The sequence below is a fragment of the Streptomyces sp. NPDC107521 genome (genome assembly GCF_055598485.1).
The window spans coordinates 1-16,057 of sequence record NZ_JBVKAT010000033.1 but is presented as its reverse complement, the minus strand read 5'-3'; the positions used below and the strand labels follow the sequence as shown (position 1 = coordinate 16,057).

11 protein-coding genes are annotated in these 16,057 nt (G+C 76.6%); 4 read left to right on the top strand and 7 right to left on the bottom strand.

Features of this window, described 5'->3' with window-relative positions; genetic code table 11:
• Positions 1-35: 35 nt before the first annotated feature.
• The 3 genes from ACZ7LB_RS30870 to ACZ7LB_RS30860 are packed head-to-tail and all read right to left on the bottom strand — an operon-like array spanning position 36 to position 5,457.
• Complete coding sequence (locus ACZ7LB_RS30870) at positions 36-707, bottom strand: RES family NAD+ phosphorylase (protein WP_471472830.1); 672 nt, start codon at positions 705-707, stop codon at positions 36-38.
• On the bottom strand, positions 707-1,546 hold the full coding sequence (locus ACZ7LB_RS30865) for a hypothetical protein (RefSeq protein ID WP_471472828.1): 840 nt from the start codon (positions 1,544-1,546) through the stop codon (positions 707-709). The genes ACZ7LB_RS30870 and ACZ7LB_RS30865 overlap by 1 nt, the downstream gene beginning before the upstream one ends.
• Positions 1,543-5,457 (bottom strand): CHAT domain-containing protein, encoded by a 3,915-nt coding sequence (locus ACZ7LB_RS30860; protein ID WP_471472826.1) that lies wholly within the window; start codon positions 5,455-5,457, stop codon positions 1,543-1,545. The genes ACZ7LB_RS30865 and ACZ7LB_RS30860 overlap by 4 nt, the downstream gene beginning before the upstream one ends.
• A gap of 1,260 nt (positions 5,458-6,717) precedes the next feature.
• Here ACZ7LB_RS30860 and ACZ7LB_RS30855 point away from each other — a divergent pair.
• A complete protein-coding gene (locus tag ACZ7LB_RS30855) occupies positions 6,718-7,563 on the top strand; it encodes an HAD family hydrolase (protein ID WP_471472824.1) in 846 nt (281 codons plus the stop codon).
• Positions 7,564-7,587: 24 nt separating this feature from the next.
• Here ACZ7LB_RS30855 and dhaL read toward each other — a convergent pair whose 3' ends face one another.
• The 3 genes from dhaL to ACZ7LB_RS30840 form a co-directional block, all read right to left on the bottom strand.
• Positions 7,588-8,283 carry a dihydroxyacetone kinase subunit DhaL gene (gene dhaL, locus ACZ7LB_RS30850; protein WP_471472901.1) on the bottom strand — a complete coding sequence of 232 codons (696 nt, stop codon included), beginning with the start codon at positions 8,281-8,283 and terminating at the stop codon, positions 7,588-7,590.
• 48 nt (positions 8,284-8,331) lie between these two features.
• A complete protein-coding gene (locus ACZ7LB_RS30845; protein WP_471472822.1) occupies positions 8,332-9,330 on the bottom strand; it encodes a dihydroxyacetone kinase subunit DhaK in 999 nt (332 codons plus the stop codon).
• 858 nt (positions 9,331-10,188) lie between these two features.
• On the bottom strand, positions 10,189-10,860 hold the full coding sequence (locus ACZ7LB_RS30840) for a formylglycine-generating enzyme family protein (RefSeq protein ID WP_471472820.1): 672 nt from the start codon (positions 10,858-10,860) through the stop codon (positions 10,189-10,191).
• A 603-nt stretch (positions 10,861-11,463) separates the two neighbouring features.
• Between ACZ7LB_RS30840 and rsgA the strand changes: the two genes are divergently transcribed.
• The 3 genes from rsgA to ACZ7LB_RS30825 all read left to right on the top strand — a co-directional run bounded on the left by rsgA (position 11,464) and on the right by ACZ7LB_RS30825 (position 14,759).
• Positions 11,464-12,570 (top strand): ribosome small subunit-dependent GTPase A, encoded by a 1,107-nt coding sequence (gene rsgA, locus ACZ7LB_RS30835; protein WP_471472818.1) that lies wholly within the window; start codon positions 11,464-11,466, stop codon positions 12,568-12,570.
• 189 nt (positions 12,571-12,759) lie between these two features.
• Positions 12,760-14,169, top strand: a complete 1,410-nt coding sequence (locus ACZ7LB_RS30830) for an AlkA N-terminal domain-containing protein (RefSeq protein WP_471472816.1) — start codon at positions 12,760-12,762, stop codon at positions 14,167-14,169.
• Positions 14,166-14,759 (top strand): methylated-DNA--[protein]-cysteine S-methyltransferase, encoded by a 594-nt coding sequence (locus ACZ7LB_RS30825; protein WP_471472814.1) that lies wholly within the window; start codon positions 14,166-14,168, stop codon positions 14,757-14,759. Before ACZ7LB_RS30830 ends, ACZ7LB_RS30825 begins: the two co-directional genes overlap by 4 nt.
• A 380-nt stretch (positions 14,760-15,139) precedes the next feature.
• Here the strand turns inward: ACZ7LB_RS30825 and ACZ7LB_RS30820 are convergent, their stop codons facing one another.
• Positions 15,140-15,622 carry a DUF456 domain-containing protein gene (locus tag ACZ7LB_RS30820; protein WP_471472812.1) on the bottom strand — a complete coding sequence of 161 codons (483 nt, stop codon included), beginning with the start codon at positions 15,620-15,622 and terminating at the stop codon, positions 15,140-15,142.
• Positions 15,623-16,057: the final 435 nt, after the last annotated feature.

Genomic DNA, 16,057 nt, shown 5'->3' with positions numbered 1-16,057 from the left:
CCGCCGACGGGCGCGGGACGGGGCGGGGCGGCGGTTCAGCCCTCGGGCTCGGACACCACCGCGTGCAGCGGCGCCAGCAGCCGGTTGACCTCTCGCAGACCGGCGGCCGAGTCCAGCCGGTGGCACTCCTGCGGCCGGGGGTCCAGGACCCCTCCGGCGCGGTCGCCGAACAACTGGAGCGCCCTGCGCGGAAGGCAGCGCTTCGACCCCCAGCACAGTCCCTGTGCCGAGGGACTGTGCTCCCTTATCAGCCGGACCCAGTAGCGGGTCTGCGCGTAGTCCATGCTGGTGACCAGCCAGTCGTCCTGCCACACCGCGGCGAGCCCCTCGGCGGTGGTGAGGTCCACCAGACGCACCTCCTCGACCGTGCGCACCGCCGAGAGGACGTAGCGGGACGCCTGAGCCCACGGGATCTGGCGCACGATCACCGGTTCGCCGCCACCGCCCGGCCGCGCGCCGTACTCGACCGACCGCAGCAGCACCTCGGCGAGGGCGGTCACCGGGTCCAGGGCCGCGTACAGGTACGGGTACGGGTCCTTCTCGGTGGAGTCGAAGCGGCTGCCCTTGAAGAACTCGTGCGCCGGGACCGGGTTGAACTCGCCCACGGCGTACTGGTCGACATGGCACCGCCAGAGCAGCGACCCGGCGGGCAGGCCGGTGAACAGCGGCTCCATGGGAGCGCCCCGGGGAGGAACGTAGCCGCCCATCAGCCCGCCTCCACCAGTTCCGCCGCGGCGCGCACCAGTTCGTCGTCCGGCAGCCTCCCGAGGAGGTCGGCGGGGACCCCGGCCAGCCAGGCGTTGCCGCCCAGCCACCAGTCGGCGGCGCCCCACGGGTCGCGGTCGGCGCGGAGCAGTTCGTTGATGCGCCGGACGACGGGGAGCGGCTCGGCGGTGCCGGGACGGAACTGGAAGCGGGGGTAACGGGGGCCGCCGCCGGGGTCGTCGAGGCGCAGCACGCCGGGCGGCGGGGCGCCGGGCGCGGAGGCGGGACCGTCGGCGGGGGCTGTGCCGGCGGGGGGCGCGGCACCGTCGGCGGAGGGCGCGTCGGGGGCGCCGTCGCCGGGTGCCGTCCCGTCGGCCGGTGTGCCGTCGGCCGGTGGCCCGTCCGCCGGTGTGCCGCCGTCGGGGTCCCGGGCGAGGAGACGGTCGTGCTCCTCCCCGGACAGCGACGGCACGGCGAGCAGCCGTTCCCGCGCCCGCCGTCGCAACTCGCCCGGTTCCGGCGGGGGTTCGCGGAGAATGTCGATCAGCTCCGTGACCCGCGCCGCCCCGGCCATCTCCTCGGCCGACGGCAGCGTCGGCCCCCCGATCGCGTACCGCCGGGTGCCCAGGTGGGCGCATACGGGGTGCCCGGGGGGCAGGACGGACAGCGTACGGGTCAGCCGGCGCAGGGCCCGGGCGACGCCCTGGGCCCGGCCGGCGGCGGCCTCGCCGTGCAGCAGGCGCAGGACCGAGACGACCTCCTCCCGGGTGCCGTCGTCGAGTTCGCCGCGCAGCAGCTCGGCGTTCTCCCTCAGGGAGGTGATCAGGTCGTCGGGGTTCACGGGGTTGCCTCCAATGCGGTGGGAAGCGGTCCGGCCGGGGCCGGGTTGCCCTGGTGGACGAAGGCGGCCCATGCCTCGGGCCGGTCCCGGAAGTGCTGGGCGGGCGGGCGGCCGGACAGGGCCCGCAGTCCGGCCACCGGTCCCCGCCGCTCCGGCGGCGCGAGCATCCAGCGCTGCGCGGCCCGCAGCGCGTCCGGCGGGGCGAGCCCGGCGGCGAGCCGGTCGTGCAGCACCACCATCAGGATCTCCGAGCCCCGGTCCGGCACCCGCCAGCGGGAGCCGATGGCGTCGGCGGCCAGCCGGTGGACCAGGACCGAGGTGACGGTGAGCGCCTCGTCGTGGTCGCGGGTGGTGAGGTCGGTCTCGCACGCGCTGCACACCACCAGCGGCCCGGCGACGCGGTCCGCCCCGGCCGACGGACGGTCCAGCAGCGCGCTGAGCGTCAGATCGGCCCCGTCGGCCCCGTCCGGCCCGGGGTCGGCCAGCCGCAGCGCGGAGGCGGCCGGGTCGGGTCCGGCCAGTCCGTGGCAGGCCAGGTGCACCAGGGAGGCCGCGGGCCCGTCCCCGCCGTCGAGCAGGGCCAGCACCGCCTCCGGAGTGGGCGGCGTCCCCTCGTCCTCGGTGAGCACCTCGGCGTCCGGGTAGTGCGTGTCCCGCAGGATCTCGACCTCCTCCTCCGCCCAGGTGAGGTCGTACCCGTGGAAGACGAGGACCGGCCGCCCGGCCGGGGGCATCCGCCGCCGCGCCGCCGCCCGGAGGAACTCCCGCCCCGACGCCGCGTGGGTGACGACGGCCACCTCGCAGAGCCGCACGGGCTCGCCCCCGTCGGACGGCACCAGCGGCCCGACCTCGGCGGCCTGCCAGGGGACGACGCCCAGCTCGCCGCAGGGCACGAGGACGAGCCGTACGGGGGCGCAGCCGGGCCCGCCGTGAGCGGGGGGAGTGGCGGCCCCGTGAGGGGCGGCGGGTCCGGCGCCGGGGCGCGGGGCGGGACGGAGGTCCGGGGAGGGCCGCGCACCGGGGGGCAGGGGCGCGGCGGCGGTGCCCGCGTCCGGTTCCCCGTCGGCGGGACGGCCGGGACCGTCCGGGCAGGGGCGGAGCCCGGACTCGCACAACGCCCTGTCCCACAGGCCCAGTTCGCCGAGCGCGGGGGCGAGGACACCGCCCGCCCAGTCGCACAGCGCGTCGAGCGCGTCGGACCAGGCCCGCTCGGCGCCGTGCCGTTCCCGGTCGGACGCCCCGGCGCCCGCGGCCTCCAGCCGCTGCCAGGCCGCGCCCGCCGCCAGGTACTCCGCGACCGGACCCCGGCCCGCCTCGGAGAGCAGCGGCGAGACCAGGGCCCGCACCGGCCCCTCGGGGGTGACGACCAGCAGCGCGCCGTCCCGGGTGCCGGACCCCGGCACCAGATGGATCAGCGCGTCCGCCCGGGACCGCACCAGCCCGGCGCGCAGCGCCGACACGGTGCGGTCCGCCGGTTCGTCGGCCGGGCGGTCCCGGCCGCGCAGCAGCGCCAGCGACCGCCGCCGTACGTCGCCCGGCAGGGCGGGTCCGCCCCCGGAGGCGTCGGAGAGCAGCTCTGCCAGTGCGGAGGTGCGCGGTCCGCCCGCCCCGTCGGGCCCCCCGGGGGCCGCCTGCCCGCCGGGGGAGTGGTACTCGGCGTCGGCGCGTCCGGCGGTGGAGCGTCCGGCGGTGGAGCGGGCGGCGGCGCGCCACCGCTCCGCCAGGTCGTGCGCGTCCAGCGCCTCCAGCCGCTCCGCCACCCCGAGGGACACCGCCGCCGCCCGCAGCACCAGGGAGCGCCCGGCCTCCACGCAGCCGACCGCCTCCCCGGCGTCACCGGCCTCCAGCGCCCACAGGGCGGCCGTACAGCCCAGGTCCGCCTCCTGCCGGGCCATCCGCAGCCCGTGCCGGACGCCCGACTGGAGCAGCACGTCGTCCGTCGTGGCCCGCAGCGCGTCCCGGGCGGCGGCCACCGCGTCCCGCAGGTCGGCCGCGCCCGCCGGGGTGCCCGGCGCGGTCCCGGCGCGCGCGGCCAGCCGCCGGGCCAGGGTGGCGTGAACGGACGCCTCGCCGGGGGAGTCGGCGGGCAGGGCGGACCGCGCCCGCACCAGTTCCTCCACGGCCTGGTCCAGCGCGCCGGGGTCTCCGGTCAGTCCGTGCAGCGTGTCCAGGGCGTGGGCGATGCCCAGGCGTACCCGCGCCTCGAAGTCGAAGGTGGCGCCCGGCCGTCCGAGGGCGGTCCGGCTGCGCGCGATGCCGGCCGTGATGCGGGCCGGGTCCTGCTCCACCAGGGCGATCATCGACAGCAGCGGTGCCCAGGACGCGTCCATCATGGTCTGCAGGGCGGGGATCTCCACTTCGGTGTCGAGGACCTGCTCGAAGTGGTGCATGGCGGTGCGCAGGTCCAGCAGCGCCTCGGTGTGCAGGGCCAGCGCCAGCGAGGCGGTGCCCAGCGCGTACGAGATCAGCACCCGCAGCCAGGGCTCGCCGTCGGGGACCGCGTCGTCCAGGTCGTGGAGGTCCAGCAGGACGGACTCGATGCCGTCCGGGTCCCGGTCGTCCATGGCCCGCTGGAGGGCGATCAGCAGCCGCACGACATGGGTGTTGACCTGGAGCGAGACCCTGTTCGGGGAGCCGTCGGAGAGGAGGGCCCGGTCGAGGTCGCCCAGGACGGACTCGGCGAGTTCCACGTCCTGGAGGCTGCCTCCGGTCATGGACGCGGCGATGAGGGTGCCCGCCACCACGGGCAGCAGCCACTCGGCCGACTGCCGCTGGTCGAACTCCCCGGCGCCGAAGGCCTCGTGGAGGAGCGTCAGGGCGCTGTTCATCCCCGTCAGGTCGCCGGTGCGGGTGGCCTGGTTCAGATGGGTCAGGGCGGCGACCATGCGGCCGGACAGCGGGGGCGGTCCGGGGACCGGGTCCGGCGAGGCCGGATCGGGGCGGCCGGTCAGGGTGCTGATGAGACGGGGGACCTCGCCGGGTTCGAGGGTGCCGGGGGTCATCGCCTCGGTGAAGGCCAGGAGTTCCCAGAGGGCGTCCAGACCGGCGCCGGTGGCGGTGCCGACTCCGGCTCCGGTGGCCGTGCCGTTCGGGCCGGTGCCGTCGGTGGCCGCGTTCCCGGCCTCCGGGCCGGAGGGGAGGACGCCACCGGGAAGCGAGGAGGCCAGCGCGGGGGCGACGGAGCCGACCAGATGACCCAGCAGGGAGGGGGCGCCGGGGTTGTTCCGCAGGATCTGCCGCGCCAGGGTCAGCAGGGTCCGCATGTCGTTGCGTTCGGCCGCGTGCATGGTGGCGGCGAGGAGGTCCAGCATCTCCCGGTTGGCGGTGGTCAGTTCGTCCTTGGGATCCTCCTGGAGCAGTCGCACGAGGAAGCCGGTGTCCTCCATCAGGCCCGTGCCGCCCTGGTCCCTGGGCCTGCCGACCTCCCCGGCCCACTCGACGTCGCGCAGCCGCACCCCTTGCGCGTCCGCCATGCCCAGCGTCCGCATCCGCTCCTGGAGCCACACCAGCCGTGAGGCCAGCAGGTTGAGGAGGTTGCGGCGCGCGGTGGCCCGGTCCTCGGGGCCGAGCAGCACCGACTGCCGTGCGCGGTCGAGGAGTTCGCGCGCCCGGCCGAGATCGGGGTCCTCGTGCTCACCGCCGCCGTAGGGCTCCTTGCCGTCCGGATTGAGGACGTACCGGATGCCCAGCAGCACCCCGAGCCGGGCCCCCAGCAGCTCCCGGAGGGGCGCCTGCGCGTCGTCACCGGCGAACCCGTCCGCCAGGGAACGGAGTTCCTCGACCAGCTCGTCCAACTCGGCGCCGCGCGGACCCGTGTACTGCGCCGAGCCGGGCGGAACGGTGCAGTCCGCGATCCGGTCGAGAACCGCACGGGCCCGATCCGGCGGCGTGTTCCGCGAGGTGTCCGTCATCCGCATCCCCTCCCGAATGCCCCGCCGTCATGATGCCCCTTTCCGCCACGGGACAGGGGCGGTTGACCCGAGTCGGCACCCCGGGGACGGGACGCGACCGGAGTACGCCCGGTTCCCGGACGGAACGCGACCGGTTCACCGCCCGGGCCGGGCGGTCCCCGGTCGTGCCGAGCCTTCCCCGGGGGCGGTGGGGGTCATGCCCGGCCCCCGGTTCCGCCGCTCCCCGGGCCGGCTCCGGGGCCCCGCGGTCGTCGTCGGGGAGGCGGACGGAGGGGACGGACGCCGGTCGGACGCGGTGCTTCGTCCCCGTCGACCGTGGTGCGGTGGCCGGGCGGGCGACCCGGGCCGGCGGGTAGGGCGTCGTGATCCCGCGCGGGTGACGCGCGGGCCGCCCGAAGGGCCGGGCGGCTGGGTGGAGGGCCGCGGGGCGGACGGGTGCCCGGGTGGCCGGGTGACGGGGGCTCGCGGCACCGGGTCGCCATGGCGCCGGGCGGGGAGGGGAGGGAGGAGGAGGGCGGTCCGGCCGGGGGCGGGAAAGGGGGCGGGAGAGGGAACGGGGCGGGTGTGACGTCCTGCCCGCCCGTCGCCGGGGTGCGGAGGGGACCGTCGGGCCGGTCGGAGGGGCGCGACGCGGACCCCGCGCCTCGCCCGCCGATCGCCACCCGCCTTCCGCCGATGGTCACCCGCCATCGCGCTCCGCCGCCGACTGTCCGCCGTCCGCCGCTCGTCCATCGTGCTCCGCCACCCCTTCCGCCACCCGACGTCGGTGATCGGCCGCCCCCCGGTGCCCTGCCGCCGCCCCCGCCCCGGCGTGTCGCAATTGCGCATTCCTTTCGAGTGTGGGCGCGTCCGGGTGGCCGTGGGCTCCATTCGGGGGCGTCCTCCCGTCCGGCCGCCGGATGCGACTCACGCACAGGACCGTGTGGTGTGCCTGGTGAATATGCCCCAACTTGTCGGTATGGGTGCCTCTCTGACTGTGTGTCAGTTGACACGTGTCCACGCCGCCACCGCGCGCCCATACACCCGCCCCTTCTCGCGGTCGAGCGCTCTAAGTAGTGATTGCCTCACGCTGCGCAACGGAAATACCGTGGCTGGCACAGCGCATTCCATTTGCGGCTAAAGCCCGAAATGCAGGCAGTTGTGCCTATCGGGCGCCGGCGGGGACGGTGACGGTCCCGGCGTGTCCGGCACGAGTAGCCGCAGCCCCTCGAACCGCGGTCCCGCCATGGGCGCGACCGCCCGTTCCCCCAGGAGGTCACCGTGTCCGCAACGGCACACCCACTTCTCGACTGGTCGCCCGAGGCCGTCGTCTTCGACTGCGACGGCACCCTGATGGACAGCGAGCGGCACTGGCAGGACGCGCGCAACCGGGCGTTCCGTGAGTTCGGCCTCCGGCCGCCCCGGGGTTTCGCCGACCGGGCCAAGGGCGTCCACTACCTCGACTGCGGGCGCATGATGGCGCAGGAGACGAACAAGCCCGATCTGGCCCCCGACCTGGCGGAGGCGCTGCTGCGCCACTTCCTGGCGCTCGTCGCCGAGGAGCCGCTGACCATGCCGGGCGCGGTGGAGTTCGTCCGCGCCCTCTCCGGCCGGCTGCCGCTCGCGGTGGCCAGCAACTGTCCGCTGGTGGTGGTCGAGGAGAGCCTCGGCAGGGCCGGGCTGCGCGGCCATTTCGAGCACGTCGTGGTGCCCTCCGAGGTCCCCGGGGACGCCGCCGGGAGCCCGGACGCGGCGGAGGTCCCCGGGGCCGCAGAGGGTGCCGACGGGAGGCCCGAGGGTGCCGACGGCGCCGACGGGGCGCCCGGTGGCGGCGCGGGCGGAAGCCCCGGGGAGGAGGACGGCGCGGGCACCGTCCGGCCCAAACCGTGGCCGGACGTCTACGCGACGGCGGCCCGGCTCTGCGGGGTGCGCCCCGAGGCGGCGCTCGCCGTCGAGGACTCCCTCACCGGAGTGGAGTCGGCGCGGCGGGCGGGGCTGAAGGTGCTCGGTGTCGGCCCGCTCGCCGACGAGAACGACGCCGGGCGGGCCGATCTGTGGGTGACCGCGCTGCACGCCGAGCAGCTCCTGACGTGGGTCAGGGACCGGGTGCCGCCCCCTGCTCCGTAGCCGCCCGGGGACGGCGCCGTACGCTCACCGCGCGGCGTGGACGGGGCTCTCCCCGGGGCGGTCGCCGTCCAGGTGGGGCCCTATGTCCCGGACCACGTCCGAGGCGGAGGCGAAGAGCAGCGCGACACCGACCGCGCCGGGGTCGGGGATGCCCTCGGCGCGTTCCCCCAGGTAGCTGGAGCGGCCCATGCTCGCCCGCAGCCGTGCCGTCTCGCGCACGCCCCGCCAGGCCGCGCGGGCCGCGTCGGCGAGGGCCGGGCCGGTCCCGGAGGTGCCGGAGGCGGTGCGGAGCGCTTCGGCGGCCGGGGTGAGGGCGTCGACCAGGGTCTTGTCACCCGGGGAGGCGTCCCCGACCCGCCGTATGGCGGCCAGTCCGTCGCTGACGCCGACGGCGAGCGCCGTCGCGGTCGCGCCGGAGGGTGCCACCGCGGTGGCCAGTGACTGGAGAAGCAGCCCGAACAGGGGGCCGCTGGTGCCGCCGACCTCGTCGAGGAAGGCGGTGGCGGCGGCGTCCAGGGCGGCGGAGTCGTCCGGTTCGGTGAGGGCGCCCAGGCGGGCGAGGGCCGCCGAGGTGCCGAGGACCAGGTTGGTGCCGAAGTCGCCGTCACCGACCTGCTGGTCCAGTGAGGTGAGCTGCGGCTCGGTGGCGCGGGCCGAGTCGGCGAAGCGGCGTATCCACAGTTCGCCGGAGAAGGCGTCGGGGAGGGTGCTGGTCATCAGGGCTCCCGGAGGTCGGTGGCCGGGGCCGCCCCGCTGTCGGGGGGCGGCTCACCAGCGCAGCGCGGCGGTGTGCACGGGCGCGTCGTAGTAGGGGAGGTCCGACGGGTCGGCGACGAGCAGGGTGAGGGAGAAGCCGCGCATGTCGAGGGCGGTCACGTAGTCGCCGACGAGGGTGCGGGCGGGGGAGAGGCCGTGCCGGCCGAGCGCCCGGTGGAGCTCGCGGTGGATGGCGTACAGCTCCAGCGGCGTCACGGCGCCGAGTCCGTTGACGAGGGTGAGGAGGGTGCTGCCGGGCTCCGGTTCGAGCGCGGCGACCAGTTCGGTCGACATGCGGTCGACCAGTGCGTCGAGAGGGCCCTGCCGGGCGGTCGCGCGGGCGCGTTCGCCGTGGATGCCGACGCCGTACTCGATCTCGTCGGCGCCGAGCCGGAAGGCGGGTTCGCCCAGGGTGGGAGCGGTGTGGGCGGCGGAGGCGACGGCGAGGGTGCGGCAGCGGGCGGAGAGGCGTTCGCCCAGTTCCCGCAGCTCGTCCAGGCCGAGTCCGGAGTCGGCGGCGGCGCCGAGCAGTTTCTCGATCAGGACGGTGCCGCCCGTGCCGCGCCGGCCGGCCGCGATGCCGTCCGCGTCCGAGGCCAGGTCGTCGTTGACCAGGACGCGGGCGCAGGGGATGCCGTCGCGGGCCAGGCGTTCGGCGGCGATGCCGAAGTTGATGCGGTCGCCGGTGTAGTTCTTCACGATGTGCAGCACGCCGCCGGGCCGGGCCGCCGCCCGGGAGCCCTCGTAGACCTGCCGGTTGTGCGGTGAGGCGAAGACCCGGCCGGGACAGGCGGCGTCGAGCATGCCGCGCCCCACGTAGCCGGTGTGCATGGGCTCGTGCCCGGCGCCACCGCCGGAGACGAGCGCGACCCGCCGAGTGGGTGCGGTGTCACGGGCGAGGAGGTAACCGTGCCGCGGATCGAACGTGATCAGGTCGTCATGGACGAGAGCGAAGCCCTCAAGGGCGTCGGACACCAGTGCGTCACTGCTGTTCTCGAAATACCGGGCCATGTCCGGGTCCTCCGTGGTCGAAGGCCGCCGAGTGGGTGGGACGCTCGCCACCGGCCGTCTCTCGCCGGAATGAAGTCCATGCTGCGGCCACACCGGTGAGGCGGCAAGTCATGGACGACGGCGGATGGTGGTGCGCCACGCGCACGACGGAGCCGCCCGGGGGCGCGCGCGGGCCCGTTCACCACCCCGTTTTGGAACGTCAGTGCGAATGCGGGTGCTGGGGTCCGGAGCCCCGTCTCGCGGGGGATTCGGGGGATTCGGGGGATGCGGCCAGGTCGGGGGTTCCCGCCGGGGGCACCCGGGGCCGACGGGGCGCTCGGGAAGCCTGGCCCCCGCGTGCGGGGGTACGTGATTCCCGCACGCATCGCTATTCGAACAGGGGGGCCGGTCCTGCGCGTGGGGGTCACTCGGCCCGGAGGATCTCCGTGGTGGCCTACGGGGATCGGTCCCGCCTGCGCGGGTGCTACGTCCGGAGGGACAGGCCCGCCGGGTCCTCTCCGGGGCCACCCCCACGTGCGGGGACTACAGGTCCGTGCCCGCGGTCTCGACTTCCTCGTAAGGACCACCCCCGCCTGCGCGGGGACCACCTCGGCCCCCGGGCCGACGACATCGCGGACACGGGACCACCCCCGCGTGCGCGGGGACCACAGGGCGGGGGCCGGGGTTTTGATCCGGTGGAGGGCGGATTTCGTCCGCTTCCCTTGAGCCCGGCCTTTCGCGCGTGGCGGGCATCCCGGCCCTGGGGCCCGTCGGCCCGGTGACGGAGTACGGCGTGGCGGGCGGGCGACGGCCAACCGGGGTGCGGACGAGGCGTGTTCACCGGGGCGCCTCGCGCGGGAATCCCATGGGGACCGCCCGTCACCCGTAGGAGCGGGCGAGGCGGAAGCCCACGTCGTCGACCTGGAACGTCGGATGGCTGCGGCGTCGCGCCGAGGCCCGGCAGCTCCAGTGCTCGTCGAACCAGCCGCCGCCCCGGAGCACCCGGTAGGAGCCGTAGACCTCGGCGTCGTAGACGTCCCAGCACCAGTCCCAGGCGTTGCCGAGCATGTCGTGGAGGCCCCAGGGGTTGGGCCGCTTGCCGCCCACGGGGTGGATGCTCTCCCGCGAGTTGTCGCGGTACCAGGCGATCTCGTCGAGCGGCGCGTAGTGCGGCCCGGTCGTGCCCGCGCGGCAGGCGTGCTCCCACTCGGCCTCCGTCGGCAGCCGGTACCCGTCGGCGGAGCCGTCCCACTCGACCCCCTCGCCGTCGGAGCGGAAGTGATAGGCCGGGGTGAACCCCTCCTGCCGGGACAGGGCGTTGCAGAACCGCACCGCGTCCCACCAGGAGACGGACTCGACGGGGAGGCGCTCCCCCCGGGCGGCACTCGGCCGCTGTCCCGTGACCCGCGCGTACAGTTCCTGGGTGACGGGGAAGGCCGCGAGCCGGTAGGGCGCGAGCCCGATCGACCAACTCCGGCTCGTCCGCCGGTCCGTGAGCGTCACACGTCCCGACGGGATGGCGACCATCTCGTTCCCCGCGATACCGTCCATGATCACGGCATCTTATGGTCACGTCTCCGGTGGGGAGTCCGGAACGGGATCCCGTCGGCCGGGGCGCTCGGGTCGCCACTGCTGCCCAACAGCGGCTTCTCCGAGTGGAGTTGACCCGCCCGCCGGTACCGCGCACCGTCGCGGGGACACGGGGCGTGTTCACCCGGGGCGGAACCCGGGTGCGGCCCGGTGCGAGGGCGGCACCGTCGGCCTCAGGCGTCGCCTCGGGCCGGGCGGGGGCGAGCGGCGCCGATGCCGTGGGCGGCCCGGTGCCGGACGACGGCCGATCGCGGGCCGTGGCCGTGGCCGTGCGGGGACGGGGCGCCCACCGCGCCGATGCGGACAGCAGGCGGCCCGTGGAAAATGCGGTGGCGCGGGGCCGCGGGGGACCCTAGGCTGTGCCGCGTTGGTGAGGGCGCTCGGTGAGCGCCGTCCGTTCGAGTCGAGGATTTTGGGAGGTGTGACCGATGGCTGTCTCCGTGACGGGTCCTGCCCGCTTCCAGCTGTCCGTACCGTTCACCTCCGTGGCCTCCGGCTGACCTCACTCCTTCCCCGCGCGTCGATGAACGCGCCTTGCCGGGGCCGCCCTTCGAAGGGTTTCCCTTGAACCACTCCTCTCTTCCGTCCTCCTCGCACCCGCTCACCCCGTACGGCTGGGACGCGGGCTGGGAGGCCGCCTTCGCCCCGTACGCCGCCCAGGGCCTGGTCCCGGGCCGGGTCGTCCGGGTCGACCGGGGGCTGTGCGACGTCGTCACCCCCTCCGGCGCCGTCCGCGCCGACACCGAGTTCGTCGTCCCCCGCGACCCCATGAAGGTCGTGTGCACCGGGGACTGGGCCGCCGTCGACCCCGGCGGCGCCGACCCCCTGTACGTGCGGGCGCTGCTGCCCCGCCGCACCGCCTTCGTGCGGTCCACCTCGTCCAAGCGGTCCGAGGCGCAGATCCTCGCGGCCAACGTCGACCACGCCGTCGTCGCCGTACCGCTCTCCGCCGATCTCGACCTCGCCCGGGTCGAACGGTTCCTCGCGCTCGCCTGGGAGTCCGGGGCGCGGCCCGTCGTCGTCCTCACCAAGGCCGACCTCGTGCCCGACCCCGCCACCCTCGCCCATGCCGTCCAGGACGTGGAGACGAGTGCGCCCGGCGTGCCCGTGCTGGCCGTCAGCGCGGAGCGGGGGGAGGGGATCGACACCCTCACCGCGGTCATCGGCGGCGCGACAGCCGTGCTGCTCGGCCCGTCCGGCGCGGGCAAGTCCACCCTCGCCAACGCGCTCGCCGGCCGGGACGTGATGGAGGTCCGGGCCATCCGCGACGTCGACGGCAAGGGACGGCACACCACGACCACCCGCAACCTGCTCACCCTGCCCGGCGGGGGCACCCTGATCGACACCCCGGGGCTGCGCGGCGTCGGACTGTGGGACGCGGGCGAGGGGGTCGGGCAGGTCTTCTCCGAGATCGAGGAGCTGGCACGGGACTGCCGGTTCCACGACTGCGCCCACGAGAGCGAGCCCGGCTGCGCGGTGCTCGCCGCCCTCGACGCGGGCGAGCTGCCGCACCGGCGGCTGGAGAGCTACCGCAAGCTGGTCCGCGAGAACCAGCGGATCGTCGCCAGGACCGACGCCCGGGTCCGTGCCGAACTGCGCAGGGAGTGGAAGCGCCGGGGCGCGGAGGGGAGGGCCGCGATGGAGATCAAGCGGGGCGCGCGCCCCCGCTGACGCCCCGGGCCCCGGCGCGTCCCGCGTCCCCGCGCGCACCCGGCCCGTCGCCCGCCCGGCCCGCCGCCCGCCGCCCGGTCACCGACCGGGCGGCGGGCGCTCGCCACCACCGGACACCGTCCCCGGGCCCCGGGACGCGGTGTCCGAAATCCGCCAGCCCCCGCACCCCCCGTGCCGCAGACTGGGCCTGTGGGAGAACGAACGCCGAAGGACCCCGAGGACATCCGCTACGAAGCCGTGCGCAGTCGCGACGGACGCTTCGACGGCGTGTTCTTCTTCGCCGTCGAGACCACCGGCATCTACTGCCGCCCGAGCTGCCCCGCGGTCACCCCGCACCGCCGCAACGTGCGGTTCTTCCCGACCGCCGCCGCCGCGCAGCGCTCGGGCTTCCGCGCCTGCCGCCGCTGCCGTCCCGACGCGGTGCCCGGCTCCGCCGAGTGGAACGTCCGCGCCGACGTCGTCGGCCGGGCCGTGCGGCTGATCGGCGACGGGGTCGTCGACCGCGAGGGCGTCGCCGGACTCGCCGGACGGCTCGGCTACAGCGCCCGCCAGGTCCAGCGCCAGCTCACCGCCGAACTCGGCGCGGGCCCCGTCGCCCTCGCCCGCGCCCAGCGCGCCCACACCGCCCGGGTGCTGCTCCAGACCACCGGGCTGCCCGTCACCGAGATCGCCTTCGCCGCCGGGTTCGCCAGCGTGCGGCAGTTCAACGACACCGTCCGGGCCGTCTACGCGGCCACCCCGAGCGAGCTGCGCGCCGCCGCCCGGCCCGCCCGCGACCCGGCCACCCCCGCCACCGGCATCCCCCTGCGGCTCGCCCACCGGGGCCCGTACCGCGCCGGACCCGTCTTCGACCTGCTCCGGCGCGAGGCCGTCCCCGGCGTCGAGGAGGTGCGCGGCACCCCCGGCCGCCGCCGCTACCGCCGGACCCTGCGGCTGCCGTACGGCACCGCCGTCGTCGCCGTCGACGAGCGCCCCGGCGCCCCGCGCGGCGGACCGGCCCGGGGCGGCTGGCTCGACGCCCTGCTCCGCCTCGGCGACCCGCGCGACCTCACCACCGCCGTCCAGCGGCTGCGGCGCCTGTTCGACCTGGACGCCGACCCGTACGCCGTCGACGAGCGCCTCGGCGCCGACCCCCGGCTCGCCCCGCTGGTCGCCGCCCGCCCCGGGCTGCGCTCGCCCGGCGCCGCCGACCCCGGCGAACTGGCCCTGCGGCTGCTCGCCGGGCCCGCGGAGGCCGCGCGGCTCGTCCAGCGGTACGGCACGCCCCTGGACGCCCCCTGCGGCAGCCTGACCCACCTCTTCCCCGAGCCCGCCGTCCTCGCCGGGGCAGAGCCCGGCACCCCCGTGGGCGCGCTGGCCGCCGCCCTCGCGGACGGCACCGTGCGCCTCGACCCGGGCGCCGACCGCGACGAGGCCGAACGTGCGCTGCGCGCCGTGCCCGGCGTGGACGCGCGCACCGCCGCCGCCGTGCGCGCCCGCGCCCTCGGCGACCCCGACGTGGCACCCCCCGACGAGACCCTGTCCGACGACTGGCGCCCCTGGCGCACGTACGCCATGAACCACCTGCGCGCAGCAGGAGAGCGGGAGCAGTACTCATGAACACGACCGAGACCGGCACCGAGGCCGCCGCCACCGGCACGGCCGCCACCGGCGGGACCACCACCGACGGCATCACCGGCGGCGGGGCCCCCACCTACTGGACCGGGACCGACAGCCCCGTCGGCCGGCTCCTCCTCACCGCGGACCCCGACGGGTCGATCACCTCGCTGTCCGTGCCCGGGCAGAAGGGCGGGCGCGATGTCGAGGACGGGTGGCGGCGCGACCCCGGACCCTTCCGGGAGGCCGAGGCGCAGCTCGCCGCGTACTTCGCGGGGGAGCTGACGGAGTTCCGGCTTCCGCTGCGCGCCCGGGGCACCGCCTTCCGGGAGCGCGTGTGGGAGGCCCTGGACGCGGTCCCCTACGGGTCGACCACGACGTACGGCGCCATCGCCGCGCGCATCGGGGCCTCCCGGGCCGCGGTCCGGGCCGTCGGCGGCGCGGTCGGCGCCAACCCGCTGCTCATCCTCCGGCCCTGCCACCGAGTGATCGGCGCCGACGGCTCCATGACGGGGTACGCGGGCGGTCTGGAGCGCAAGACGCGGCTGCTCGCCCTGGAGGGCGCCGGACCCGACGCCCCGCGCGTCGGCTGACCCGCGGGCGCCGGCTCATGGCCGGGGTCCGGGCCGTACCGGTCGGGTACGGCCCGGACCCCGTTCCGGGTGGCACGGTGCGGGTTCCTTCCGGGGGCAGGGTGCGGGTCCCTTCCGGCGCAGGGTGCCGGGGTCCCGGTTCCGCCGCACGGGCACGCCGACACGGGGCACGCCGACGAGGGGGTGCCTCGGGGTACCCCCTCGTCGGCGTGCCCGTCCTGGGGTCTTTCGTTCGGATCGGGCCGGATCGGGGAGCGGGGTCCGGCGCCGTGCGTCGCGAGGCGGGGGAGGGAGTAGGGGCGGGGCCCCGGCGACCGACGACGGCGCGGCGCGGTGCGGTGCCAGGGCCCGCGAGCCCGGCATGATCCCAACGAGAGGCCCTAGCCGGCGAGGACGGCGCCCAGCCACGCCCCGGCGACCAGCAGGCAGGCGAACAGCTCCGTCAGCACGCTGGAACCGCCCGAGCGCATCGCCGTCCGCACGGCCGCCACGGCCTCGCCGTGGCGGCCGAGACGCAGCCGTTCGGCCAGGTAGACGCCGCCGAGGTAGCCGGGGATCGCGCCCAGCACCGGCAGCAGGACGAATCCGGCCAGCGCGCCGCCGCCCCCGTACGCCGCGAGCCGCCGGCCGGCCGCGTCCACACGCCGTCTGCGCGGCGGCAGCGCCCAGCGCACCGCGCGGGCCAGCAGCAGGACGACCGTGGCGCCCACCAGGACCAGCCACGACAGGGTGCGCGGCTCCTTGAGGGCCCACCACAGCACTCCCGCCCACACCAGCCACGACCCGGGGACGCCGGGCAGCAGCACACCGCACAGCCCGAGCAGGATCACCAGGCCGGACAGCATGAGGTCCCACACGCCCATCCGTCCAGGGTGCCGGACCCGCACCGAACGCGCAGTTCGTCAGGGTTCGCCCCCAGGGGACGCCATCGCGGCCGGGGGGCTCTCGCCCGTGTCCCCGGTGGCGCGGCCGGACGTCCCCGGGGGCGGGTGCCGTCCCCGCCGTTCCCGCTGCCCCGCCGTCCCCGGGAACCGGGACCGCCGGGGCCCCTTCGGAAGGGGCCCCGGCGGTGGGCCGGACGTCCATGCCCCCCCCGCACGCTTCCGCGGCCGACCTGCCACCGCGGTCTCCACCTCGCGGCCGACCGGCCACCGCGTGCCCGCTCCGCCGTGCCGGGGCCTGTGCGGGGCTCCCGCTCCGGGAGGGGGCCGGTTTGTGGCCGGGTGGTGCGGTGGTGGTGTTTGTGCTGGTGGTGGGGTGGTGCCGCGCGGTGGGGTGGTGTTGGGGGTGCTGTGTTG